General features: G+C 47.7%; 20 protein-coding genes. 10 read left to right on the top strand and 10 right to left on the bottom strand.

All coding sequences use genetic code 11. From position 1 onward, the window contains the following. Window positions 1–66 precede the first annotated feature (66 nt). Genes serA through H3H32_RS05275 form a run of 3 tightly spaced genes read right to left on the bottom strand, consistent with a single transcriptional unit; the run spans window position 67 to window position 3,371 of the window. On the bottom strand, window positions 67–1,986 hold the full coding sequence (gene serA, locus H3H32_RS05265) for a phosphoglycerate dehydrogenase (protein WP_182461610.1): 1,920 nt from the start codon (window positions 1,984–1,986) through the stop codon (window positions 67–69). A 54-nt stretch (window positions 1,987–2,040) separates the two neighbouring features. After that, window positions 2,041–2,331: a nucleotidyltransferase family protein gene (locus H3H32_RS05270; RefSeq protein WP_182461611.1), complete on the bottom strand. Its 291-nt coding sequence runs from the start codon at window positions 2,329–2,331 to the stop codon at window positions 2,041–2,043. Between the two features lie 14 nt (window positions 2,332–2,345). Next, complete coding sequence (locus H3H32_RS05275) at window positions 2,346–3,371, bottom strand: YheT family hydrolase (protein WP_182461612.1); 1,026 nt, start codon at window positions 3,369–3,371, stop codon at window positions 2,346–2,348. Window positions 3,372–3,785: 414 nt separating this feature from the next. Between H3H32_RS05275 and H3H32_RS05280 the strand changes: the two genes are divergently transcribed. The 3 genes from H3H32_RS05280 to H3H32_RS05290 are packed head-to-tail and all read left to right on the top strand — an operon-like array spanning window position 3,786 to window position 8,722. Next, window positions 3,786–5,180: a Kelch repeat-containing protein gene (locus H3H32_RS05280; protein WP_182461613.1), complete on the top strand. Its 1,395-nt coding sequence runs from the start codon at window positions 3,786–3,788 to the stop codon at window positions 5,178–5,180. 53 nt (window positions 5,181–5,233) lie between these two features. Then, window positions 5,234–6,331, top strand: coding sequence for a DUF4249 domain-containing protein (locus H3H32_RS05285; protein ID WP_182461614.1), 1,098 nt, complete (start codon window positions 5,234–5,236; stop codon window positions 6,329–6,331). An 18-nt stretch (window positions 6,332–6,349) separates the two neighbouring features. Next, complete coding sequence (locus tag H3H32_RS05290) at window positions 6,350–8,722, top strand: TonB-dependent receptor (RefSeq protein WP_182461615.1); 2,373 nt, start codon at window positions 6,350–6,352, stop codon at window positions 8,720–8,722. Here H3H32_RS05290 and H3H32_RS05295 read toward each other — a convergent pair. Next, on the bottom strand, window positions 8,712–9,722 hold the full coding sequence (locus H3H32_RS05295; RefSeq protein WP_182461616.1) for a cation diffusion facilitator family transporter: 1,011 nt from the start codon (window positions 9,720–9,722) through the stop codon (window positions 8,712–8,714). The two genes, H3H32_RS05290 and H3H32_RS05295, sit on opposite strands and share 11 nt — an antisense overlap. A gap of 303 nt (window positions 9,723–10,025) precedes the next feature. On the opposite strand from H3H32_RS05295, the gene H3H32_RS05300 reads away from it, so the two are divergent. Continuing rightward, window positions 10,026–11,018, top strand: a complete 993-nt coding sequence (locus H3H32_RS05300; RefSeq protein WP_182461617.1) for an amidohydrolase family protein — start codon at window positions 10,026–10,028, stop codon at window positions 11,016–11,018. Window positions 11,019–11,171: 153 nt separating this feature from the next. On the opposite strand, the gene H3H32_RS05305 is transcribed toward H3H32_RS05300, so the two are convergent. The 3 genes from H3H32_RS05305 to H3H32_RS05315 form a co-directional block, all read right to left on the bottom strand. Further along, entirely contained in the window at window positions 11,172–12,992 is a 1,821-nt protein-coding gene (locus tag H3H32_RS05305; RefSeq protein WP_182461618.1) for a M61 family metallopeptidase, read from the bottom strand. A gap of 106 nt (window positions 12,993–13,098) precedes the next feature. Beyond that, a complete protein-coding gene (locus tag H3H32_RS05310) occupies window positions 13,099–13,932 on the bottom strand; it encodes an alpha/beta hydrolase (protein WP_182461619.1) in 834 nt (277 codons plus the stop codon). A 136-nt stretch (window positions 13,933–14,068) separates the two neighbouring features. Beyond that, window positions 14,069–15,631: a M28 family metallopeptidase gene (locus tag H3H32_RS05315; RefSeq protein WP_182461620.1), complete on the bottom strand. Its 1,563-nt coding sequence runs from the start codon at window positions 15,629–15,631 to the stop codon at window positions 14,069–14,071. A gap of 250 nt (window positions 15,632–15,881) precedes the next feature. Here H3H32_RS05315 and H3H32_RS05320 point away from each other — a divergent pair, with 250 nt between their 5' ends. Beyond that, a complete protein-coding gene (locus H3H32_RS05320; protein ID WP_182461621.1) occupies window positions 15,882–16,430 on the top strand; it encodes an NUDIX domain-containing protein in 549 nt (182 codons plus the stop codon). A gap of 108 nt (window positions 16,431–16,538) precedes the next feature. Further along, a complete protein-coding gene (locus H3H32_RS05325; protein ID WP_182461622.1) occupies window positions 16,539–17,177 on the top strand; it encodes a LysE family translocator in 639 nt (212 codons plus the stop codon). Window positions 17,178–17,257: 80 nt separating this feature from the next. Here H3H32_RS05325 and H3H32_RS05330 read toward each other — a convergent pair whose 3' ends face one another. From H3H32_RS05330 to H3H32_RS05340, 3 genes are all read right to left on the bottom strand, one after another. Further along, complete coding sequence (locus tag H3H32_RS05330; protein ID WP_182461623.1) at window positions 17,258–18,802, bottom strand: GH3 family acyl-acid amido synthetase; 1,545 nt, start codon at window positions 18,800–18,802, stop codon at window positions 17,258–17,260. Between the two features lie 80 nt (window positions 18,803–18,882). Beyond that, window positions 18,883–19,659 carry a 5'/3'-nucleotidase SurE gene (gene surE / locus H3H32_RS05335; protein ID WP_182461624.1) on the bottom strand — a complete coding sequence of 259 codons (777 nt, stop codon included), beginning with the start codon at window positions 19,657–19,659 and terminating at the stop codon, window positions 18,883–18,885. Between the two features lie 102 nt (window positions 19,660–19,761). Beyond that, window positions 19,762–20,607 (bottom strand): AraC family transcriptional regulator, encoded by an 846-nt coding sequence (locus tag H3H32_RS05340; protein WP_182461625.1) that lies wholly within the window; start codon window positions 20,605–20,607, stop codon window positions 19,762–19,764. Between the two features lie 284 nt (window positions 20,608–20,891). On the opposite strand from H3H32_RS05340, the gene H3H32_RS05345 reads away from it, so the two are divergent. The 4 genes from H3H32_RS05345 (at window position 20,892) to H3H32_RS05360 (ending at window position 25,898) form a co-directional block, all read left to right on the top strand. Next, window positions 20,892–21,878: a phytanoyl-CoA dioxygenase family protein gene (locus H3H32_RS05345; RefSeq protein ID WP_182464242.1), complete on the top strand. Its 987-nt coding sequence runs from the start codon at window positions 20,892–20,894 to the stop codon at window positions 21,876–21,878. A gap of 629 nt (window positions 21,879–22,507) precedes the next feature. Continuing rightward, window positions 22,508–23,653, top strand: a complete 1,146-nt coding sequence (locus tag H3H32_RS05350) for an alpha/beta hydrolase-fold protein (protein ID WP_182461626.1) — start codon at window positions 22,508–22,510, stop codon at window positions 23,651–23,653. A gap of 76 nt (window positions 23,654–23,729) precedes the next feature. Then, window positions 23,730–24,635, top strand: a complete 906-nt coding sequence (locus H3H32_RS05355) for a LysR family transcriptional regulator (protein WP_182461627.1) — start codon at window positions 23,730–23,732, stop codon at window positions 24,633–24,635. Between the two features lie 3 nt (window positions 24,636–24,638). Continuing rightward, window positions 24,639–25,898 (top strand): threonine synthase, encoded by a 1,260-nt coding sequence (locus H3H32_RS05360; RefSeq protein WP_240543667.1) that lies wholly within the window; start codon window positions 24,639–24,641, stop codon window positions 25,896–25,898. Window positions 25,899–26,201: the final 303 nt, after the last annotated feature.

The raw sequence follows: 26,201 nt of genomic DNA on the forward strand, positions 1-26,201 counted from the left end.
GAATGATTGAGTGATTGAGTGAATAACTAGTAACACCAGCTAATCACTCAATCATTCAATCACTAATTAATAGAGCAGTCTAAACTTGATTGTATTGTCGATCCCTTTCAGTTCCTCAACCACTTCGTCGGCGTATTCTTTGGCGACGTCTGTAATTACGTAGCCAATCTGCTCGTTGGTTTTCAGGTACTGACCGTGAATATTGATGTGGTATTTAGCAAAAATAGAGTTCATTTTGGCCAGAATACCCGGTACGTTGGCATGAATGTGTAACAATCGATGCGCTCCCTTCAGCAGAGGTAGTTGCAATTCGGGGAAGTTTACGCTGCCATAGGTACTGCCGTTATTGATGTATTCGAGCAGTTTGGCCGGTACAAAATTGCCAATGTTTGCCTGGGCCTCTTCGGTGCTACCACCAATGTGCGGAGTCAGGATGACGTTGGGTAGTTTGCGAAGAGCGCTCATGAACTCCTCGTTATTAGTTTTCGGCTCGTCTGGGAATACATCGATACCGGCACCCACAACTTTACCGCGCTCGATGGCATCGACTAAGGCCGGAATATCGACGATGTGCCCACGGGACAGATTCAGGAAGATAACCCCGTTTTTCATCAGCGAAAACTCCCGATAGCTGATGAGGTTTTTGTTTTCCTTCCGGCCGTCGGTGTGTAGGCTGATGATATCGGCAATGGCCAGCAGTTCGTCCAGCGATTTGCATTTGCGGGTATTACCAAGCGCCAGTTTATCGACGATGTCGTAGAAATAAACTTCCATGCCGAGGGCTTCGGCTACGACCGATAACTGCGTACCAATATTGCCATAACCCACCAGTCCGAGTTTCTTGCCACGAACCTCGAAGCTGTTTTTGGCCGATTTATCCCAACCGCCCAGGTGCATCATATTGCTTTTGGGCACAATGCTTCGGATCAGCATAATAATCTCGCCAATCGCCAGTTCCACAACCGAACGGGTATTGCTGTAAGGCGCGTTGAAAACCGCGATTCCTTTTTGGGTGCAGGCATCGAGGTCGATCTGATTCGTGCCGATACAGAACGCACCAACGGTCATGAGTTTGTTGGCATGTTCGAGAACGCGGGCGGTAACGTTCGTTTTTGAGCGGATACCCAGAATCGATACGTCGCGGATGGCTTCGATGAGTTCGTCCTCATCTAGCGCACCTTTCCGAATTTCAACGTTAAATCCTTCCTGCTCAAACAGTTGAACGGCTACCGGGTGAACGTTTTCCAGCAGCAGCACTTTAATCCGACTTTTGGGGTACGACTGGCTACGGCTCAAGTTGTTATGGTATAAGAATTCGTCGAGTGAAGGGGCTACGTGGTCGGCTTTTTCAACGACGCGAGGCCGCAGTACATTTTCGGTAAACGCGTAGAAACGATTGGCCAAACCCGATGCTCTGATTTCATAATCGGTATAGCCGTCGCCAATAACATACACTTCGCCATCAAGTTTCAGATTTCGAATCACCTGCGATTTCCCGCCATTCGCCGACAACGGATTCTTAGGATCGAAACCGGCAATAAGTCCTGTTTCATCGAACACAAACGTATTGGCAAACACGTGATCGGCCCGAACACCCAGCGACGTTACAATGGGAACAATGAACTCGCGGAAGCCATTGGAAACGATATAGATATTGGCCGCATTTTCAGTCAAGAACTGCTTATTGCGCTGAAACGAATCCGATATCTTACCCATCAAATTTTCGATGAGCGCAGGCAGCTGATCGCGGTGGGCTTTTAAAAGGCCAAGCCGTAAGACAAGCGATTCGGTGAACGAAATTTCACCCGACATACCTCGATCGGTAATGGCCTTGATCTGATTGAGCACATCGTCTCGGTCGGGGCGACCGATCAGCGAGATTTCACCCAGCACATCTAGCGCTTCTACTTTCGTGAAGGTGCTATCGAAATCGATAATGTAATACGTTTGTTCGGCCTGGCCGACGTTCGATTGTTTGGTGAGCATGATCGAAGAGTCTATTCTGACTCTTTATTAAATTGTTGTAATACGTATTCCAGTTCAGTTAGCTGTTTTTTCATAAATCAGCATTTTGTCCTGGTCAATGTAAGGCTTTACATGTGGCGAAAGGCCATTAGCTGAGACAAGGTCGACGGAGAGATGAAGCAAATCTTCTAATTGAAGTTTCATGCGTACGAAGTCGAATAATGATACCATGGGTTCCAACTCAACCAGTATATCAATATCACTGTCAGTCGTTGCTTCACCACGAGCTTGCGAACCAAACAAATAAGCTTTCTGGACGGGTTGCGAGCCAAAATAGTGCTGTATTGCTGCTTGCTGTGGTATCATACTGTTTACAGTCATTAAGTTAAAAACCTTACTGCCCGTTTCTCCGACCAGTAAATTCCCTGGATACCTTCATCTTTTGCCGGAAAGCCGCAATGGCCACCTTGTTCTGGGAACTCCATCCAGACGTTCGGTAGTTCCCTTGCCAATGTTTCCGGAAAACATTCGGGTGATAAAAATGGATCGTTTTTAGCGTTGATGAGAAGAGTTGGAATGGCAATTGTAGGTATAAATTGTAGTGAACTGCTACGTGTATAGTAGTCCTCTACATCCCGGAAGCCATTCATTGGGGCTGTAAAGGTATTATCAAATTCCCGAACACTGCGCACTTTACTCACAGCTTCGGCTGGAAAAATACCCGGCATCAGCGCGGCTTTCTCCAGTACTTTACGTTTTAAGGTACGATTAAATCGGTAATTGTAAACCAGACTGTCCCATTGTTCGAGTCGTCGTGCCGATCCCATTAAGTAGATTGGAACCGAAAACACAACCGCCTTTTTAATGGCTGGATTCAATGCTTTTCCTTGTTCACCCAGATACTTTAGCGTTACATTACCTCCTGCACTGAAACCCATCAGATAGATGGTTTCATAACCTTTCGAGAGAGCATGTTGGATAACCAGATCCAGATCGCCAGTTTCGCCCACGTGATAGAATCGTTGCTGACGATTCATTTCCCCACTGCACGACCGATAATGCCAGGCCAGACAATTAAACCCCGATCGAGTCAGATGCCTAACCATACCCACCAGATAAGGGCTTTTTGAACTCCCTTCCAGCCCGTGGGAGAGAATTATTAATGGAGAATGGAGAATGGAAAATGGAGAATGTTGGGAAGTACTTTTTCCATTATTCATTATCCATTGATCATTATTTATTGCCTTTGCCCAGTCCAAATCAAGAAAGTCATCGTCGGGTGTTTCGATACGTTCGCGGACGTAGGAGACTGCTACCTTGCGGAACAGCGAGGGAATGATGGTTTGCAGGTGGCCGTTCCACAAACGCGTGGGTGGCTCATAACTTGATGGGGCAATCAGCGGCATTACCGAACGCGGGCGATTGAAGCCGCAAAGGTACGAGTTCCAATCCTTAGAAGGTTAGTATATCTAATAAAAAAAGGCTGGTCGTAGGGCGACCAGCCTTTCCTGTTGAATACAACCTGAATTGAAAAAAGCAATGTTGGCTACTGCCGAAGCAGTAAGTGATTCAAAATTGGTAAATAAAAAGAATTAATACAACTATTTCGATAAAATAAAAAGAAGATTTTAGTGATTAGTCTTCCATAAAACGGGCGGATACAAAGCCGATAATCGAGTAGGGGGCTGTTTCGTCTGAAAGAAACAAAATGATCTACTTATGATAAATTATATTCATTGTTTATAAATTGCAAATTAATAAGCCTACTATGTGATCGTTGGTATTTGACGAGAGCAGATTATGCCACTTATGTTGCATGAATGAATACGTTTACACACCGATTCACCTACTTAAACATAATTGCCCTTTTACTAATAGGGGCAGCCTGCCAAACGGCAGCCGTTATTGCGCCTATACTAGACGATGACCCCGTTACTGCTTCCCAGGCATCGCTGGTGAGCGTTCAGGCCACAAGTGCTACGTCAGCCGAAATCATTGTCAAGAGCATTCGGCTTGACGATGGTGGATGGCGGATTACAGCTAGTGCCGAACAGGGTGGAGCTATTGGCCTTTCGGTTGGTGGAACAAAAACACTCGCCGATTTTAAGTTAACTACAGTACAAGTCACCGGTTTAGTTGTCGGGCGCACCTATCAGTTTCAATTGGCATTCCGCTTTGCTGACCAGGACTCGTTGACGGTCATTCGCACGTATACGCATCGGCTCGATACATCACCTCATTGGACACGACTGACGCATGCATCATTTAGCGGGGGCGATTACACGGCCTGTCCCGTAGCCATAGATGGAATTTGTGGGCCAAATCCGCTCAACGGCTGTGGTGATCCCAGCCTGGGCGCGTACGTTGGTAATCAGGTGCAGTTGCTACGCTACGCAGGCCCGCTGCAAAATTACATGAGCGTTCTGCGTTATGACCGGGCAACGGATAGCTGGCCATTCTATCCGTCTACCGCTTATAGAGTTCCCCGTCATGGTATGATCACCTACAATTTGTTTTTTCAGCATGTAGACCGATACCAGTTCTCGGGTTTAGGCTTCATTGCCGAAGAGCGGGCAGCCAGTAAGTATTTCTATTACCATGATATGAGCGCTATTTTCCCCGTGAGTGGAAGTGTGGTGAATCCTCCATACGGTGGGGAGGATGGTGAAGTTGCCTTTTTTACGACGACTGAGGAAGCCTACTTTCTAACCCAGAATGGATCGCCCGCCATGCGAAGCATTCACGCCATATTTACGCAGACGGTGCGCGCACCCTTGCCCGAACCACCGGGCACATTAGCTACATTTTCCATCCGAAACATCGGCTACGTAGTCAACCAGCGACCGGGCCAGCCTACGAGGCTCTGGGCGTATGATCCCGTTACGGATAGCTGGAAAAAGCGGGCCGATTTTCCGGGTATGGTTCGCCAGCGGGGAACGGCTTTCTCGTTGGCCCGTAATGGTTATTTCGGCCTGGGGCTAACGGATGAGGGTCTTGGTTTGCGGGACTTGTGGCGATATGATCCACTCACCGATCAGTGGCAATATATAACTGACTACCCAGGTCAGGGAAATCAGTTGATGGCGGTATTCAGCGCTCCCGATGGGGCTAAGCCCGAACGGGCCTATCTGGGATGGGGCTACGAAGCCCAATCTACAAGTTCGGGTGTTGTCCGTATTGTAGGCTGCACCGACTGGTGGGAGTTGACTCCTTGACGTGGGAGGTTGATGTAGATAAACTAGCTACTGGATTTGACCGATTTGAGCAGATGATTCTATACCTATACATATTGATCGGGCGAGGGCGACATTACATCGTTTGGGGGCTCTTGCTGTCTAGCTTATGGAGTTGTATCGATCCGGTTGATCTACCCATTCGGCAAACGGAGCATCGGTTGGTAGTAGATGGGCTGATTACCGATGAGGCTCCGCCCTACATCATTAAGTTAACGTATTCGGGCAACCTGAATCGATCCCTGTTGATTCCAGATGAATTGGCTATCAATGGCGCTATGGCTACCATAGAAGATAATCTGGGCAACCGGGCTCCACTGGTGCAGGACCCGCTAAATCCGGCTTACTATTTAATGCGCGATGCTCGCTTACAGGGAGTGCGTGGTCGGGCCTATACGCTGCGGGTTAAGCTACCCGATGGTAGCCAGTATGTTTCTCGTCCAGAAGTACTGGCGCCAGTACCCCCCATCGAACAACTTTACGCCACCTACCATGAGTCAGATCCGAATACGCTACTATTCAATACGTTTCTGGTGCAGATTGATACAAAAGATCCACCGACCTCAGGTAATTTTTATCGTTGGCAGGCGATGAGCTACATGCCTATCTGGGGTGGGGCTAATGATCCGCTGGGGTACTACAATCCAGCGCTGAAGTCGGGCGAGGGGGAGTATGCGCCTTTTTACGGTGCTCTTACCAATGTATTAAGTGATCAGCTTATTAATGGCAATCGGATCAAGGGACAACTGGTACTAACCGCACCATTGGTTGCTTTAGGGACTCAGTATATGGAAGTGCGGCAGTACTCGTTATCGAAAACGGCTTATCAATATTGGGTTCTCTATCAGGAGCAACTTGCGCGGACGGGTACCATTTTCGACCCTCAACCTGCCAGCATCGAGGGCAATGTGCGAGCTGTGGCCGATACCAATAAACTGGCACTTGGTTATTTCGGAGCTTCGGCTGTCAGTCGTCAACGGATAATCATGAACACCGACAACATTAACTATGGAAAATTCGTGACGCGTTTTGGTCCTGTGTTGTTTGGCAGTACACTGCCAATCGTTCCGGGATTAGTGCGTGAGGAAGCTCAGCTTGCGCCACCCTCCAATTGGCTTACGTACGGAAAATAACCTTCATTTAGCACCTGTATGCATTTTCTACTCGTTCGTGGTGTCCTGGCAATTGTTCTGCTGTTAGTCCTTAAGCCTGATTTGCAGGCCCAGATTCGGTTTCGTATTTACGGGCAGGTAACGGATGGCGTAACGAACAAACCGCTGGCTAATGTGTCGGTTTATGACAAAAAACAGGGAGCGGGGACCACAACAGACAGCACAGGTGCTTTTAGCATGCAGGTGCTTCCAGGACCTTATAACCTGACTTTTTCTGCGGTAGGCTATTACACTCGCAGTCGGTTTCTGGAGATTGAACGAACAAACATTCGTATGGAAGTTGCCCTCAACCCCGACACGCGTCAGCTGGACGAAGTCAACGTGAAGGGCCGCACGCCCGATGCTAATGTATCGGCGACTCAGATGAGTGTGATACGGCTGGATATGAAAAATTTACGAAACATTCCGGTTGTGTTTGGCGAGGTCGATATTCTGAAAGCGCTGACTTTACAGCCTGGTGTAAGCACAGTAGGCGAGGGGGCTGGCGGATTTAATGTGCGCGGTGGGCGTACAGACCAGAACTTAGTGCTTCTGGATGGTGCTCCCTTGTTCAATACCAGCCATTTATTGGGTTTATTAAGTAACCTTAATGCTGATGCAATTCAGGATGTAACGCTCTATAAAGGAGGTATTCCAGCGGCCTATGGTGGACGCCTGTCGTCGCTGTTGTTGATGAATACGAAAGCGGGTGAAACCGACCGGATTAGTGTTACTGGAGGTATTGGGTTGATAACGAGTCGAATACTGGTTCAGGGGCCGATTGCAAAAAATAAAAAACTAACCTTTCTTGCCGGTGGCCGCATTGCCTACCCATCGGTTATGCTTGGGTTGTTTCCGGCCCCAACGAATAAAGACCGCGCCTTTTTTTATGACGTGAACGGTCGGCTAACGTATCGATTAACCAATGATAGTCAATTATCGGCTACTGTTTATCGCAGTTACGATACGTTTAAATTTCCGCAGGATACGCTTTATACGACCCAATCGACCTTGCTAACCGCGCGCTGGAGTCAACGATTAAATCCACAATTGTCATTTAACCTGACGGCTACTCAGAGTGACTATCGTTTTTTCTTAGATGGACTTACAACGGCGAATATGTATCGGTATCGATCTACCGTTCGCCAGCGCGACGCCCGACTCGATTGGCTCTATACGCCTAAGCCCAAGCATAAACTTGAATTTGGAGGATCGTTAACGGGCTATAGTTTACTGCCGGGAGCCATTGCACCTACTGGCGACAACTCGAACATTAATGCCCAAACCTTACCGAACGAACAAGCGCGCGAATTGGCAGGTTATTTTTCGGAGGAATGGACGCCATTTCGGGTGTTATCGGTGCAGGTAGGTGTCCGTTATGCCCAGTTTACGAATGTTGGGCCGGGCGTGGCCTACCAGTATGCCGAAGGGCAACCCCGTACTCGCGAGAGCATTACCGATACACTCCACTACGCCAATGGGCAGGCATTGGCCCACTATAGCGGCTGGGAGCCACGGCTGACAATACGGGCTAACCTAACACCAACCAGCTCTCTAAAAGTTAGTTATAATCGAACCCGGCAATTCCTCCATCTGATCTCGAATACAACCGCCATTTCGCCGGTCGATTTCTGGAAAGTGAGTGATGCCCTGGTGCCGCCCCAGGTAGCCGATCAGTTTGCGGTGGGCTACTTCCGAAACCTCGGTGATAATATGTATGAAACCTCGGTGGAGGTGTACCACAAAACGCTGGAAAATCTGGTCGAATACCGGAATGGCGCAACATTACTCCTGAACCCAACACTGGATGCCGACTTATTACGAGCCCAGGGACGGGCCTATGGCGTTGAAGTGAGTGTTCAGAAAACACGTGGAATACTGACGGGGTTAATTTCGTACACGTATTCCCGGACACTAGCGCGCGTGCCAAGTACCTATCCGAGTGTACAGATCAATGGCGGAGAATGGTATCCGTCGACCTTTGATCGTCCTCATAATCTGGCTATTGCAACCCAGTGGAAATGGAGCCGAGGGTGGACTTTTGGCACAAATTTCGTTTATACCAGTGGGCGCCCGACCACCTATCCCGATGGCACGTATCGGCTCAATGGCACTAAAGTCCTGGATTATTCGCAACGAAATGCCGACCGGATTCCAGATTACCACCGACTAGATGTGTCGTTTACGAAAGATGGTCGACGGACACCGAATCAGCGACATTATAGCAATTGGTCGTTCTCGTTCTATAATGTCTACGCGCACAAAAATCCGTACTCGATTTATTTTCAACGTGCTAACACCACAACCAAGAGCTATCAGCTATCGGTTTTTGGCACTATCATACCGTCCTTGAGCTGGAATTTTACGTATTAGCGGATGCCAATACCGGTACAAAGTGCTTCTGATTCAGCGGGAGATTCTCGGCTGTCCATTCAATATCTTCGACAAAAGCAAAGGCGCGGGCGGGGCAGTCGGCTACGCGGCAATAATGGCAGCATTCTTTCTCGCAGGGGTCGGTATGGACAAAAATTTCGACTTCGCCCTGAAAGCCGTCTTTGAGCGTATCTTCAAAATGATGCACCTCATCGTGTACTTTCGTTAATTCCCAGTAATAGGGGAGCGTCAAGTGACAATCGATGTGTAAATCAGCGCCGTACTTCTGAACACGGAGGTTGTGTACGTCAATCCAGTTTTTGTCCTTGTGAACAGTGAGCAAGGTGACCACCCGGTGGAGGGTCGGGATGTCTGCTTCGTCCATGAGTCGGGCAATTGACTGGCGGGTAATCTGGAACCCGTTGTAGATGATCCCGACTGCCAGCACAACCGATAGGGCACTATCGATCCAGTGTTTCCCCGTTAGGGCTACCAGTGCTACCCCAACCATCACCACGATACTGCTAAAGGTATCGGTCAGTAAGTGTTTGCCGTCGGCCGTCAGGGCTGCCGAATCCGTTTGCTGACCCGATCGAATAAGTCGCCAGCCTACAAATGCATTGGCCCCCGCTGTAATGCCAACGAGTACCAGACCCCAGTCGAGATTGCTTAACTGTTTAGGCTCGAAAAAGCTGAGAATCGCTTGCCAGATAATGACCAGTCCAGCCGACAGTATCATGGAGCCCTCGAAACCCGACGACAGGAATTCGATTTTACCGTGTCCATAAGGATGGTTTTGATCGGCAGGTTGACTGGCTAAATAGATGCTATAAAAAGCAAAACCGCTGGCAATAACATTAACAATAGACTCAACGGCATCGGATAAGATGGCGGTCGAATAAGTCAGGAAATAGGCCGTGAATTTGAGAATCAGCAGAACAATGCTCAGCCCCAGCGAGATGCCCATCCATCGGTATTTCGTTTGTTGACTGGCACTCATGAAGTGATATCAGGTAGTAAGTGGGTGCTACAAAGGTAACGATTTCGACGCGGAATGTTGGTGTCTGGTCTGTGATGAAGCCCTTTCAGGCCTAGTCATTTTTAAGGAAATTCGTTAAAATTAACTTGAACGCCCTGCTTCCGTACTTGTATGAAACAGTTTGATCGTAGTATAATACGTAGTCGAATTTTAACAAATTCCGGATAAAAAGCATCATCTCGTTTTGCGATAAACTATCTTTATGTACTTTTGACATAAAGACATACGTAATGCTTTACCCTTACCAATTCCCCAATTTATCCTATGAAAAAACTTGTCCTGGTAGTTGCCTGCCTGGTTGTATCTGTCGGTGCGTTGATGGCACAGGCTGTCAATCGTAAACCGTTGCCTATTATTGATGTGCATGTGCATGCCATGAAAGTAAGTCCTGGTTTTGCCGTCGAAATGTGTCCCTGGTTCCTGAAAGATATGCCAGGCAGCGACCCGACCCAGAATTTGCAGACCAGCTCTTTTCTGAATAAAGATTGTGTCGATCCACTGAAACCGGCGAAGTCGGACGAAGAAATGGAGAAGGCAGTATTGGAAACGATGGAGCGGCTCAACATGACCATCGTAGCTTATGGCGATCCCCAAATCCTACGGAAATGGAAAAAAGCAGCTCCTAATCGAGTTATTCCGGGAATTGGCGTAAGCTCACCTAAGGACATGACGGTGCAGGCCTTTACCGATTCATTGTCGTCGGGATTTTATAAGGTGATGGGCGAAGTAGCCCCTCAGTATCAGGGCTTATCACCTAGCGATATGTCGCTGGATGGTTATTTTGCCGCTGCCGAAAAATTGAATATTCCCGTAGGGATTCACATGGGAACCGGCGGCAATGGCATGGCCAACCTTACACAAGCCAAGTACCGGGCTTCACTGGGGAGTCCGTTCTTGCTGGAAGATGTGTTGGCTCGCCACCCTAAGATGAAAATATGGGTGATGCACGCGGGTTATCCAATGGCCGATGAAATGATCGCGTTAATGGGCGCGAATGCCTATGTATATGTCGATCTGGCTGGTTTTATCTGGAGCTATCCGCAGGCCGAAATTCATGCCTATCTGAAACGTCTGGTGCAGGCTGGCTTTGGCAAACGGATTCTGTACGGCACCGATTTTATGGTGTGGCCGAAGTTATTTGAAACCTCTATGAGTGTGATCGAAAATGCCGACTTCTTATCGTTCGAGCAGAAGCGCGACATTTTTTTCAACAATGCCGTTCGCTTCTTCCGGTTGGATGAGAGCAAGTTTAAGTAGAGTTTACTTTTCTTTAAAGCCTGATAGTTTTTATACAAGGAAAACTATTAGGCTTTTTTGTCATTCCGACGCCAGGAGGAATCTCAAGCTTGACTTATACGGAACGTTGAGATTCCTCCTGGCGTCGGAATGACAAAAAAAGTTTATGCAACCCTACTTTACCACCTTCGCATCCAGCCAGTTCGCACGGAATTTCTGCATCTCAGGTGTAAGCGTAAGACCAGCGTTTTCGTATAATTGAACTGATAGGGCAGGGTTTTCAACCAGCGTAACTGACGCTGTTTTGGAATCTCCCCGATGGGTGTAAGCGACCTGAATAGCTTCGCCGGGTTTGTGTTGACCTAATAGGTTTTGTATATCGGCAATCTTAGCAACAGCCTGACCATCTACAGCCGTCACCACATCGTCAATATCTAATCCTGCTTCATAGAGTGGGGTTTCCCGAACTGTATTAGCCATGATTGTTAATCCGCCGTTGGCTTCAGAATAGCGGACATTACCTATCCAGGCCTTGCCTTCCTGCGCTTTTTTTAGGGCCAATCCAGCCTTCGCCAATAACGACGCATAGTCAATCGATTCATGTCCGTAAACGAATTTATTGAAGAAAGAACTGGCAAAATCAGGCGTCGTCAGGCTGGCCAGTACACTTTGCAGACCAGCCACAGTATAAGGTTGCTCAGGTTTGCCAAATCGCTTCCAAACAGCCTGCATGTACGCATCCAGTGATAAGTTCCGCTGACGTAATTCCAAGTCTAAGGCCAGCGCTACGGCAGCGCCATAGAAGTAATATGACGTAAACATGTTGGGATAGTTCGAGCGGTCGATAGATGTGCCGGCATCAACAAAAACAGCGTGGCAACTCGCATCAATCGGCGAATAATAGGTGCCGCCTGGGGTTAATTGTTTGCTCGAAATGATTCCCGTTAGCGTATTCATGTACTCAGGAACGGGGGTGAAACCTGCCCGAGTCAGTAGCAGTTCGCCGTAATATTGCGTAAACCCTTCGGCAAACCACAACTCGTAACTCATGTTGCTTTTCTCGAAGTTGAACGGTTCCAGTGTCTTAGGACGAATACGCTCAACATTCCAGCAGTGAAAAAATTCATGAGCGAATACCCCTAATACGTGCTCTGGACCAGTGAACGCAATGGGGACGGCAATCATGGTCGAGTTGCGATGCTCCATGCCATCGCCCCGAACATACGGATTCAGGTTGGCCAGAAAGGTATAACTCCCGTAATCGTAACTGGGAAATTCGCCATAAACGGCCTTGGCCTGATCGACGATACGGGCTATTTTCTTCGCAAAGCCATCAGCAGTAGAATCCGCTACTGCAGCTTCCAGAGCTACCCGAAACGTGATGGATTTGCCGTCGGTGTTGGTGCGTTGCCACTCCTTCACGGCTAGCTTTCCAATCTTCGTAGGAGAATCCATGAAATACTGAAGGTTGGGAGCCGTGTACGTGTACTTGTCGGCCGTGGGCACTAGCTGAGTAGCCACCACACCCATGTTCTCGCTGGGAAGGTTGAATTTGACCTCAATAGAACGTTGATCGAAGCCTTTGATCCACATGAATGTAGCAGGCATGTTGATATGAATGCTTTGCGGATCGATACCCATGTAGGTACCATCGGGATAGTTGCCGAATAGCGTGTATGTAAGTTTAATGGTCCCTTTGTGAACGCCCACCGTATAAACATCGCCATCGGTTCGGGTGACGACCAGCGGCTGATTCTGTTCATCGACTGCCCGAACGTTATAGACATTCTTGCCGAATTCGTGGGTAGCGTACCGACCAGGCGACGAACGACTCATGCGAAACGTTGCCGCTTGCTTTGGCAATTCCGAAACAGTCAGTGTAATCTGGGCTTCGTGGTGGATGGCGTTCGGAAAGGATACGTCGTACTTTATGGTCTGGGCGTTGCCGAAGTGAACAAACAGACAGGAAAGGAAGAGGAGAAATTGGGTTTTCATAGTGATGATACGGTAAATTTTCTTTGACAGGATTTACAGGATAAACAGGATTTCAAGAGCATACTAAAATCCTGTTCATTCAGTAAATCCAGTCGAAAAAACGCAGTTACTTTTTGAAACGCTCAAAGGCTTTGTAGACGGCCAGATGAAAAATGGTCGCGTGGTTTTCATCGGCAAAGTAGTGGAAATCGGATTTAAGGGTGCCCACGGGTGCTTTTTTCAACATATCCATCAATCGGCCCGAGTCGGTTTCCATAATTTTACCTTCTTTCCCAACAGCGACAAAGACCATTGTCTTTTGGTGAAAACCAGCTTGGAGAAAGGCGGGCTGATGAGCCAGTAACGATTCGTTATCCCACCACAGACTTGGGCTGACAATGATATATTGATTGAATAAATCAGGCTTCTTAAATAGAATTTCAGTTGCTAAAAGCCCGCCCAGCGATTGACCAATGATGGTTTTATTGGGGTTGCTACTGTACTTCTTTTGAATGTACGGTTGTAGTTCCTTCTCGAGAAACGCGATAAATTTTTGCGAATGTCCGGTTGTTGGATAATCCTTTTTATCCTTCTCAATAGTGGTCGGGTAGGTGAAGTCGCGTCGTCTATCCACATTCGCAATGCCGACAACGATTGATTTGGGAAGTAAATTAACCCAGGAGAAATTAGCAAACTGAACCAACCCGGCTATATGGATGAAGTCTTCATCGGCCGAACCATCCAGTAGGTAAATGACTGGATAGTTGGCCATCGAGTCTTTCGAATAGCCATCCGGTAAGTAGATGTTCAGCGTTCTGGTTTCCCCTAACTCCTTCGATTGAATGGCGTCGATTACTCCTAATACAAAAGGCTTTGTAGCTGGTGTACTTTGCCCAAGCGAAGGGTTGGCTAGAGCTGCGAACAGGCAAATGAGAAAGACAAAATGAAAGAATTTGGTCATGTCGAAGTCTGGCGCGGGTATTTACCCGTGCCTTTTAATTTAGTCAGCATTCGCTGACCACGAATTCTTGGTGCGCCAGTGAATACTGGCGATATAAAAAGGCACGGGTGAATACCCGCGCCAGTAATCTATTAATTTACCTAGCTACTTGTGCAGCAACGGCCTTTCTTGGAATTTTCTGATCCCGCATTGCTGCGTTGTAGACAAAGCTGGCAACAACTGTAGCGGCCTGTTTCAGATCATCGGGTTGTAGGTGATCGTAGGTATCCATGTTCGTGTGGTGCGTACGCGTGTTGTACTCAATTCGGTCCTGAATAAACTGGAAACCTGGCAAGCCTACCCGGTCGAAAGACTGGTGATCCGTTCCGCCCGTATTTGCAGGTGTGATGGTTGTGGCACCCAGATCGTTAAAGGGTTTCAGCCATTGCTGAAAAATGGGACCAGCGGCCAGATTGCCCTGCAAATAGATTCCCCGAATTTTACCTGTACCGTTATCGACGTTAAAATAAGCAGCTATGTTCTCACCCTCTTTGGTCAACTTGTTGGTAGCCTTATCGACTAAATGATTTGCTACGTAATTTTTGGAACCGTGTAATCCCTGCTCTTCACCGCTCCAGAGCGCAATCCGAATGGTTCGTTTGGGTTTTGCGCCAATGGTATTCAGAATCCGAACGGCTTCCATCATGACCGAACTGCCAGCCGCATTATCGGTAGCGCCTGTGGCCGCATGCCAGGAGTCGAGGTGGGCACCGAGCATGACCACTTCGTCTTTCAGTTTAGGATCGGTGCCCGGAATTTCTGCCAGTACGTTATAGCCTTTGGTGTCGTCTTTGTAAAATTTGGTTTTTACATCTAGCTCCAGTTTTACCGGAATACCGGCTTTCATGAGTCGGCAGAGCGTCATATAGTCTTCAACGGCTATCGAGAGATCGGCAAGATCATCGGGAGTTGCGCCCAGAGCCGCATTAGCATAATCGCCACTGACGAACAGCGTTCCATCTTTACTAGTCTGTGTTGTGTTGAGCATCCCAATTGCCCCTTCCTGTTTCGCCAGTTTCCGCATTTTCTGATTAAATGCATTCTGCGTACGCATCGCCATAATCCGACTGCGGAAGGTCGTATCATTGGCTCCTCGTTGGGCTGGTGGCGCTTCATTCGCCATTTTCAGCAGGTCTTCATCGGTAAACCGATCGGCATCCGCTTTGAACGAAGGCATACCCTTGAACGATTGATCGAGCAGAATAACCTTGTTCTTAAGTTTAGTCCGGTAGCTTTCCAGCGCTGTCGTGTCGTTTGAACTGATATATAGAATATCGGCAGACTGTAGTTTGTTGGTGCTGCCACTCCAGGCTCGTGGTACGGCGATGATTGTTTTGTAATAAGGAGCAGTCATTGCCAGATAGGAATGTTCCACTCCCCATCCTTGTCCCCATTCGCCCCAGGCTTCCAGACGGGAGTTCTGTAATCCCCAGCTATTAAGTTTTGTTTTCGCCCAGTTAGCGGCTTTCAGGAAACCAGGGCCTTGCAAACGGGGACCGTTGACATCGGTTAGGTAGAAAGCTGTTTCCATAACCTGCGAGTGTTCCAGACCTTCTGTCCGAATTTTCTGGATCATGGTCATATCCAGTTTATCATCCTGTCCGTAGCTAAGCAGGGCAGTGCCAAGGAATAGACTGGTTAAGAGTAGTTTGTGATGCATAAGCTTTAATTGTTAGGGGAGAACCCGAAGTTAACCGATTTACAGAAAGTGGTTGATTCTTCATCCTTATTTCTCACATTAATCAATATGGATTCATAGAAAAATCCTGTTTGTTGCTAATCAACCACTTGATTGACAAATGACTGAGAACGGGAAAAGACGAAGGTAATCGTAGGGTGTAGTTGAAAGATGATAACTTAGCAGCTTTTTAACGGTGGAATGGTAGCCTGAATGGACCGTTTTTGCACACATGAACACAACTGAAAACCCCTGGCAGACGCTGAATTCGTCGGTCAAATATGAAAATCCTTGGCTGTCTATTCGGCACGAGGATGTGGTAACGCCTGCTGGTACTCCCGGTATTTATGGTGTCGTTAGTTTTAAAAATAAAGCTGTAGGCGTGATTCCGATCGATGCCGACGGTAACACCTATCTCGTTGGCCAATATCGCTATCCACTGAACGAATATTCGTGGGAAATTCCCGAAGGTGGCTCGCCATTAGGAACCGATCCGCTTGATTCGGCCAAACGCGAATTGAAAGAAGAAACAGGTTTAGAGGCTCAGAAATGGACAAAAATTGCCCGCATCCACACATCCAACTCTGCCACCGACGAAGAAGGTTTTCTATACATTGCTGAGGACTTAGTTCAGGGCGAACACGCTCCCGAAGAAACCGAAGATCTGCGCGTCTGGAAACTTCCTTTAGCCGAAGCGATTGAGATGGTAATGACTAGCCAAATTACCGATTCACTCAGTGTGAGTGGCCTGATGATCGTAGCCCGTTTGCGGGGAATCTAACAGTTATAGAGTTATATAGTTGTAAAGTTATAGAGCAAGGGTTCATAATTACCACTTGTCAACAACTATATAACGTTAAGGACTGTACAACTTTATAACTTAAAATCTGTGTTCTTACCTATTCTATTTGGTTTTTTATTAGGCGTAGGCCTTTGTCTGACATTTGGGACGGTGTTTTTTGCGCTGATTCAAAACAGTGTCGACAACGGTTTCCGCTCGGGGATGAAAATTGTTTTTGGGGTTATTGTCGGCGATATTCTGTTTGTAACGGCGGCCTTACTGGGTACGGCTTTCATTCCCAAGGTTCAGGGATTTGAGAATATTATGGCTGCGGTAGGGGTGATATTTCTGGTCGCGATGGGACTGGTCAATATTCTGAAAGGTACGCCCCGCCTGGCCTATCCGAAAACACGATTCGGAAATTTTGTCTATTATTTCACAACCGGCTTCTTTCTGAACGCCCTCAATCCAGTCAACTTTGTCGCCTGGGTAGCTATTGTGGCCTATATTCGTTCGCACCTGCACTACACCGATGCGCAACAATATGGATTCATGATTGCGGCTTTGGTTGGGGTATTTGCCACCGAAAGCGCGCTGGCTTATTATGCCAACCGACTCAAACGACTCTTTACTCCCCGTGTTGTCTTGATCTTCAATCGCGTAACGGGCGTCGTCTTCCTCATCGGGGCCGTTAATATTGCCTATACTCGTTTGCTGGAACCGCTCCAGAAAGCACTGAATTGGTAGAGAAAGAGGTATGAAGTATGATATAGGATGTATGATGTAGCTGACGCGAAAGCAATACATCATACATCCTATATCATACTTCATACCTCTTTTAAAAAATTCTCCCACTCCTTAATCATGCCCTTTTTCAATACTCTCGGGAATTTGTTCTGACCGCCCATTTTGCCTTTAGATTGCATCCAGGCGTAAAAGGTCTGGTTGGGCAATACAGTCACGGTAATGTCTTTGAGGGCGTGCCGACGTTCGACGGCGTAATCGTCGTTTAGCTCTTTAAGCTTGGCATCGATACGATTACGGAGGTCGTTGGCATCTACTTTATCGTCGGTACCGATATACCAGTTATGGGCAAACAACGTATCGTGCGTTACGCCTGCCACGGTAAACTCGCGAATCGAGATGCCCAGATCTTCCGAAACCATCTCGATGGCTTTGTTCATGTTATCGACCGAGAGGTGTTCTCCACACAAACTTAAAAAGTGTTTTGTACGACCAGTAATGACAATTTCGGCCCGTTTTTTATTGACGAATCGAATCGTGTCACCAATCAGGTAACGCCATGCTCCGGAGCAGGTCGACAGCAGAAGAGCGTATTCTTTACCCTCTTCTACTTCGCTGATCATCAGGGTTTTAGGTTTATCAACCAGTTCGCCATCGGGTGAGAAATTCTGTTCGTTGAACGGAATAAATTCGAAAAATAGCCCGTTGTTCAGGACCAGCTGCATACCTTCGGCACTGGGGTGTGTTTGATAAGCAATAAATCCTTCGGAGGCCAGGTACGTCTCAATATAGGTAATGGGGTGGGAGAGGAGTTTCTCGAAACCCGCCCGATATGGCTCAAACGACACCCCCCCGTGGCAGAAAACCATCAGGTTGGGCCAGATATCATGAATCGTTTTGACCTTGTATCGGGCAATAATTTTCTCCATCAGCAACTGAATCCAGGCCGGTACGCCCACAACATAGCCAATGTCCCAGCTTGCGGCTTGTTCCGTGATTTCATCCAGTTTCAGCGCCCAGTCTTTTTCCTGGGCAATGTCGCGGCCGGGCTTGTAAAATCGTTCGAACCATAGGGGAATTTTACTGGCGGTAATGCCGCTAAGGTCGCCCTCGTAGTGACCTTCTCGTGCATTCAGATCGGTACTGCCGCCCAACATCAAACAGCCTTTTTCGTAGAGTGTTGAGGGGAGATTCTGGTACTTACCAAGGGTTAGAATTTGCCGAATGCTCGTTCGTTGAATGGCCTTCGACATCGACTTCGTAACCGGGATGTACTTTGTCGAGGCTTCAGACGTCCCCGAGCTAAGAGCAAAATATTTTACCTTACCCGGCCAGGCCACGTTTTTTTCGCCAGCCAGCGTTTGTTTCCACCAGCCATCGAACATTTTGTTGTAGTCGTGGATCGGGACGTGCTGTTTGTATTTCTGATAGAATTCGCCCTCACTACCAAACTCAACCGAGCGGAGCAACTCATCGAAATGATAAGCCGTTCCGAATTTTGTGAACTGCGCTTTTCGGATGAGTTTACGGAAAACTTTGCGTTGCTGGCGAAGCGGATTAAACTGCCGAAGCCGAACGACATTCGATAAGCGAATGCCGTTTTTGAGCATACTACCTAATAGTGCCATGTTTGTTGATATATGATGTAAGATGTATGATGTAGGCAGTAACGTTACTTTATATATCCTACATCATATATGATACATAGTTAAAGTTTCCAATTCGTTAATTCGTCTAGCATGCCGTAGGCCGTCAGGTCATATTGGCATGGAACAATTGAGGTATAGTTATTGGCCAGGGCATATTCATCCGTGTCTTCGGCGTGGGTGTCGAAGTTGACAAAATCACCGGCAAGCCAAAAATATCGACGACCGTGCGGATCGCGTCGTTCATCGAAAACTTCCTGCCATTTGGCATTCGCCTGTCGACAAATACGGATGCCTTTCAGCGGCTCAGCCGTACGGGCCGGAAAGTTAACGTTAAGCGCTGTTCCTGGCTTTAGCCCTTTTTCCAGTACGTTGCGGGCAATGGCCAGAATGTGCTCATGCGTATGCGAAAAATCGGCCTGACGAGTGAAGTCGTTGAGGGAAAATCCGATGGCCGGAATTCCTTCAATAGCTCCTTCGATAGCCGCCGACATCGTTCCCGAATACAGAATGCTGATTGACGAGTTGCTGCCGTGATTAATACCGCTTACGACCAAATCGGGAGCACGGTCTTTTAGAATATGGTGTTTGGCTAGCTTCACGCAATCGGCAGGTGTGCCAGAGCATTCATAAGCAGGTATATCGCCGTAAATATCGGATGGGTAAAGGCGGATCGGGTTGGCAATCGTAATGGCGTGACCCATACCTGATTGTGGGCTGTTGGGGGCAACGACTACCACCGAACCCAATTGTTTCATTAATTCGGCAAGTGTGCGAATGCCGTGGGCAGTAATGCCATCGTCGTTCGTAACTAATATTAAGGGCTTCTGATCAGACATAAAAATAAGTCAATAGTCATCAGTCGCAAGTTGAGCATCCTTCCGACTTTTCCTATGCAATACTACACAAATACGGGTGAAGATGTTGGGAGAAAGTCCAGATCACTCTCGATGTCGCTTCTTAAACTGAAGAGGATTTTCGCCCGTAACACGCCGAAAAATCTTGTTGAAGTACGACAAACTCTCAAACCCACTGGCAAAACAGGCTTCGGTTACGTTATGGTCGAGCAGTAGTAGTTTCTGAGCCTGATTGATGCGGTACTGATTTAGAAACTGCGTGAATGTCAGTCGAGTCATCCGTTTCACATAACGACAAAAAGCGGCCGTGGTCAGGTTTGTTAACGCAGCTACTTCAGCCAGCTCAAATTTGCGTTGGTAATTATCCTCAATAAATTGATACAGCCGTTTCAGGCGTTGTTGTTCGCTCAAATTATACGCGTTTGTAATCGGTTTTCCATGTAGAGAAACAGCTTCCTGGCTCGTGGCTAACTGCTGAAAAATGAGTAGCAAGGCCATCAGTCGTTCAAAGGGCGGGCGATTCGGAAGGCTTTCCAGTTGCTCACCAACCAGCCGTTTTGTTTCTCCATGAAAAGAAATGCCCGCGCGTGCCAGCTCGAATAGGCGAGCAATCGCGGCAAACTCCGGTGCCTGCCCAAATAGGTCACCCAGAAACGTTTCTTTCAGTTGCACAACCACTTTTCGGTGCTCAGTTGTCACGCCATAATCGAAGTTGAGATGCGGAATATTAGGGCCAATAAAGACCAGATCGCTCCCCTCATAGCGCGAAATGTGATCGCCTACATGCCGGGTACCGTTGGCCCCAGTGATGTATACAATTTCATATTCGGGATGGTAGTGCCACAAAAAAACATCGTTTAATCGGGGCGTTTCCAGAATGTGAAATGAACTGTCAGCGTCAGGGCTGATTTGTTCCAGAGCGATCTTCATAAGGGTTTTGATTCAATAGCGAAGCGTTTTTGTCATGCTGACGATAGGAAGCATCTTGAGGTATCCTATTAAATAAGTTGGGGTAATTTAAGATGCTTCCTATCGTCAGCATGACAAAAAATATACTCGAATTTGCTCGTAACTCTATTCTTAGGTCATCAACTTAATGATTCAAGAGCAATATAGTGCAAAAAGTGGACATCATTGTTGTGGAAATAGGCTTATCGGGTCAACTATCTTTGTTACAACAAAATCAGCAAAACATCCTAACGAATATGGAAACGATGCAGCCCACAGGTACGCCTGCCGCAATGGCCCCTACCATGATTCCTGATAATGCGCATAAAGACATTCCAGGCAATCCATCGACAGCTACCAGTAGCAAAATCAGTTTAAATGACCGATCCAACGGAAACAAATTGCGTGTTTTGTCAGAAGAAGACTGGCAATTTTGGAAGCACAACGGCTACATCGTTATCAAGCAGGCTGTGCCCAAAGAACAGGCCGACCGGCTCGCCAATTTCCTGTGGGAGTTTGAAGAAAAAGACCCCAATGATCCAACCACCTGGTACGCACCACCTCGCGCCGAAATGAAAATGAAAGAGTTGACCAATAGTGGTATGGTCGAACTCTACAATCACCAATATGAGTGGGATAATCGCCAATATCCGCGTGTGTACGATGCCTTCGTCGATATCTGGGGCACGGAGAAATTGTGGGTAACCATCGATCGGGCCAATCTGAATTTTCCGGTTCGACCAGGCCACGAATTCAAGGGGTTCATTCACTGGGACTATGATCCTGAAACGCGTCCGCAAAATGTACAGGGTGTATTGGCACTGGCCGATCAAACTGACGAAAACATGGGTGGCTTTCAGTGCATTCCTGAACTCTATCGGACGTATGACACCTGGAAACTGACCCAGCCTGCCGACCGAAATCGGTTTCAGCCTGATACGACTGGCTTCGATTTCGTAAAGGTGAAAATGGAAGCAGGCGATCTGCTGATTTTCAATAGTACCGAGCCACACGGCATCCGTCCAAATCGATCAACCGATAAAGTCAGAATAGCCCAATACATTTCGATGATGCCTGCTGAAGAAGACAACGAAGCGTTGCGTCAGTGGCGTATCACCTCGTGGCGCGATCGCCAGGCCCCCGAAGGGTATGCCTTCCCCGGAGACCCCCGCAATTGGGAAAAGGAGCGTTATCAAACCGCCGAGCTGTCGCCGTTGGGCAAAAAGCTGCTGGGTTTGGATAGTTGGGAGTAAGATTTTTTTGCGGGTATTATACGTGTGGTAATTCGTGAATTAAATGGTGAGGTTACCAGGTCTATCTAGGGTGTATGACCCCTTCAGGGTCAGATGTTTATAGTTAAATCTGTGCTATAAATATTTGACCCTGAAGGGGTCATACGCATCCTCGGTCTGTGTTTGCATCTAGAGAATATACATATCTTTTCGGCATGTTCGAAACTCCGTAAGGAGTGGCCTGTTAATAGAAAACAAAGGATTGGACGTACCCCAAAGCACCGTAGGTGCGACCTGATTCTGTTCATATCGGTCGCACCTACGGTGCTTTGGGTTCCTACTAAGCGAGAATACCTATTGACAGGTCGCCCTTACAGGGCTGAGTAGCCTGCGTCAGAAATGTGTGTATCCTCGGTCTGTGTCCGCACAGAACGCTTTAATTGATGCTGATTTATGGGCGTTCCGTACGGACACAGACCGAGGATAGTGAACAGATAAACTGTGCCGGGTTTTAATCTGGTGAAAATGAAAATACCCTGAAGGGGCATACCAAATTATATCTTCTTAATCTGGACAGCTACGAAAAGTAGTTTAGGGAATCCGTAAAGCTTTGTAGGCTATCAACCATTGTTAGACCCTACAGATCAACCATGAAGAAGGCACAATATTGCTTTTTCCTTATTTTCTGCCTGTTAGCCCTGTCATTTACGCTTCAGGCGCAGCAGCGTCTACCTCCCATCAAATCCCCGGAAGTAGCAGACGGTGGACTAACCTTCCGGCTTCGAGCCCCTAATGCCAAAGAAGTTATCCTGGACATTGAAGGCATTTCGAAGGAGACGATGGTGAAAGACGATCAGGGCGTTTGGAGCTTTACCAAAAAGCTTGATCCTGATGTCTATGATTATGCTTTTGTTGTCGACGGGCTTCGCATTCCCGATCCGGCCAATCCGGTTGCCAAACCGTGTTATCAATGCAACGGGCAGAGTCTGGCGCATATGCCAGGGCCTGCTTCACTGAGCTGGGAGATTAAAGATGTTCCGCGTGGAGCAGTCAATCATCAGGTATATCGGTCGGCGGTTATGGGCGAAGATCGGGATTACTACGTGTACCTACCACCGAATTACGATCCGAAACGCAAAGAGCCTTATCCGGTATTTTTCCTGTTGCATGGCGCTACTGGCACAGCTTTGTCGTGGATTGTGAATGCGCAGGCCAATATCATTCTGGATAACCTGATTGCGGAAGGCAAGGCCAAGCCCATGATTATGGTAAATACCCTGGGTTATGGAGGCAATGATAAATACGCTACAGAGGTGATTCAGGAAATCATCCCGCAGGTTGAGAAAACCTACAACGCAGCTAAAGATAGGACCCAGCGGGCTATTGTGGGCTTGTCGATGGGGGGCGGAACGGCTTACTATACTGGTCTTAATCACCTCGATCACTTTGCCTATGTAGGCGGCATGAGCAGTGCTGTAGGCATGGGTGGCCCTCGTCCGCCAGCATCGACGACGTCCAGTCCAGCCACAACGGCGTCTTCCACCGAGCAAGCAACGGCTATGATGGATGTTTTTGCCAAGACATACCCTAAGCTGGACGAAAAGGCGAATTCTCAGCTTAAGCTGTTATGGGTTGCTTGTGGGGTCGATGATTTTCTGTATCAGAATAATAAATACTTCCGGGAATATCTGAGCTCGAAAAATGTAAAGTTTACCTATCACGAAACACCCGGTGGCCACACCTTTATGGTATGGCGTAGAAATCTGACCGATCTCGCTCCGCTGCTGTTTCGATAAAAAAAGCTTTCGGTTAAGCCGTGCCACGGTTCAAAACCATGGCACGGCTTATGTAATACCTAAATAGGCTCCTATTATGCTTTCGTCCCGCCACCTGATTTTTATGGAAGTGGCTCGTTTACTAAGCTTCACCAAAGCCAGCCAAACGTTATTTCTGAGCCAGTCAGCGATTAGTAAGCAGATTAAATCGCTGGAATATTTTTACAAAACGGGCTTGTTTGAGCGGCATGGTACAACGATCAGTTTAACCCAGGCCGGGCAGGCCCTATACACCAAGTTGCTCGAAGCGGGACAGTTACAAAACGAACTGTATCAGGAATTACAGCAACTTAACGAAGACTTTTTTCCGCCAACCAAATTGGCCATTGGTGCCAGTACAACTATTAGTTTGTACGTTCTACCACCTGTTCTTTCTGCCTATCTGCATCGCTACGATACCATTCAGGTGAGCGTATTGAACCGTAACTCGAACAATATTCAAAATGCCTTGCTGGCCCACGACATTGACGTCGGAATTGTTGAAGGGCTAACGCAACTAAATACGCTGGTATATACCCCCTTCATGACGGATGATGTCCTGGCGGTCTGCTCGGCGAGGAGTCCCTTACGCGATCGGGTGCTAACCGTAGCCGATTTGCCCACGATTCCCTTGGCGGTTCGGGAAATCGGTTCAGGAACACTGGCAGTAGTTGAAGATGAACTCAGCAAGAAAGGGATAGGTATTTCCTCGTTACGGATTCTGATTCGGCTGGGAGGTACCGAAGCGCTGAAAAACTTTGTACTGGCCGATACTTGTCTAGCCTTTCTGCCGAAGCGGGCTATTTTGAAAGAGCTGACTGCAGGTGAGTTAGTAGAAGTGCCTATTCGCGGTTTGACCCTTCAACGCACCTTCTATTTTATCCAGCGAAAGGGAACCGAAAACAATCGACTCGTCTCTACATTTATTCAGTTTACGAAACGGCATTATTCCATTACGGAATAACTCATGCCAAAACGGTATTTGCTTCATGCGTTGGTAACCGGGACATTTCGGGAAAATACAACCATGAACATTGCCATCACTTCATCACGCTTAGGAGATCTTCACTGTTCGCAATGCGGCTCCATTCACGACGCCCTAGTTCGGCAAACAATATCCACCTGTTGTCATGCACCCCTGTTATGCCAATACGTTATTGGGCCTGGTAGTGTCCAGAAATCCGATTTGTTACTACGACCTAAATCGCTGTGGCGATATGAAGAGCTTCTGCCCGTTATTCTGCCTGAAAATCAGGTTAGCTTAGGCGAAGGATTCACGCCTATTCTGGCACTCAATCGTCTGGCTAGTCGATACGATCTACGTCATCTTTCCCTGAAAGACGAGGGACTAAATCCGACAGGTTCATTCAAAGCCAGAGGGTTAAGTCTGGCGGTGTCGAAAGCCAAAGAAAACGGAGAAAAGGCGTGTATTATTCCCACGGCTGGTAACGCGGGCGTCGCAATGGCGGCTTACTGCGCCCGAGCAGGTTTGGAGGCCGTTGTTGTAATGCCGCGTCATACGCCCGATGCGTTTAAGGAAGAATGCATTGGCTACAATGCCACCCTTGTCGAAGTAGACGGGTTGATCAATAACTGTGCAGCCAAAGTGCAGGAGATCAATCAGAACGGTGCTTATTTCGATGTGTCTACGCTGAAAGAGCCTTATCGCTTAGAGGGCAAAAAGACGATGGGTTTTGAGATTGCCGAGCAATTGAACTGGCAACTGCCCGATGTGATCATGTACCCAACCGGTGGCGGAACCGGTCTGATTGGTATCTGGAAGGCTTTCCACGAACTAAAAATGCTTGGATGGCTTTCTAAAAACCAAAAATTACCGCGTATGGTAGCTGTACAGGCCGAGAACTGTTCGCCCGTTGTCGATACCTATTGGGGGAAACAGGCCAACAGCAGGCAGTATGTTGGCAAACCTACACTGGCCAATGGCTTGGCCGTTCCACGCCCTATTGGCGAACCGCTTATGTTGAATGTGTTGCGTGAATCAGGCGGCACAGCTATTGCCGTTTCGGAAGATGACATGCTGGAAGGCGTCAGTGAACTCTGCCGCCACGAAGGTATTTTTGTCGCGCCAGAAGGCGGAGCCATCTGGGCCGCCACCAAGAAACTACTGCATCAGGGCTGGCTTCAACCAGAGGAACATATTCTGTTGCTGAATACAGGTTCAGGCCAAAAGTATCTGGATAATATAAAAGGAAAGTGGGTTCGTTGATGAATTGTGAGTGGTGTCGGGTTCTCAACCCGGCACTCCAAGGTTTTGAGAAACCTCCCCTATGTCAGATGAAAGCATCTGACATCACATGGGCGTAGTCTGTATTTGGATCTTTAGATTAAGGTGAATAATAGATAAAACCTAAAGTTACCTGCTGATTGTTACCTATTTAGAAAGTTATTTTTTTGTCATCCAGACGCCAGGAGGGATCTTCGGTAACTGGTTATTTACCGAAGATCCCTCCTGGCGTCTGGATGACAAAAAAGCTAGTATAATCTATTCGTAAATCCTCTATAATTCACG

This window comes from Spirosoma foliorum, from assembly GCF_014117325.1.
Taxonomy (GTDB): domain Bacteria; phylum Bacteroidota; class Bacteroidia; order Cytophagales; family Spirosomataceae; genus Spirosoma; species Spirosoma foliorum.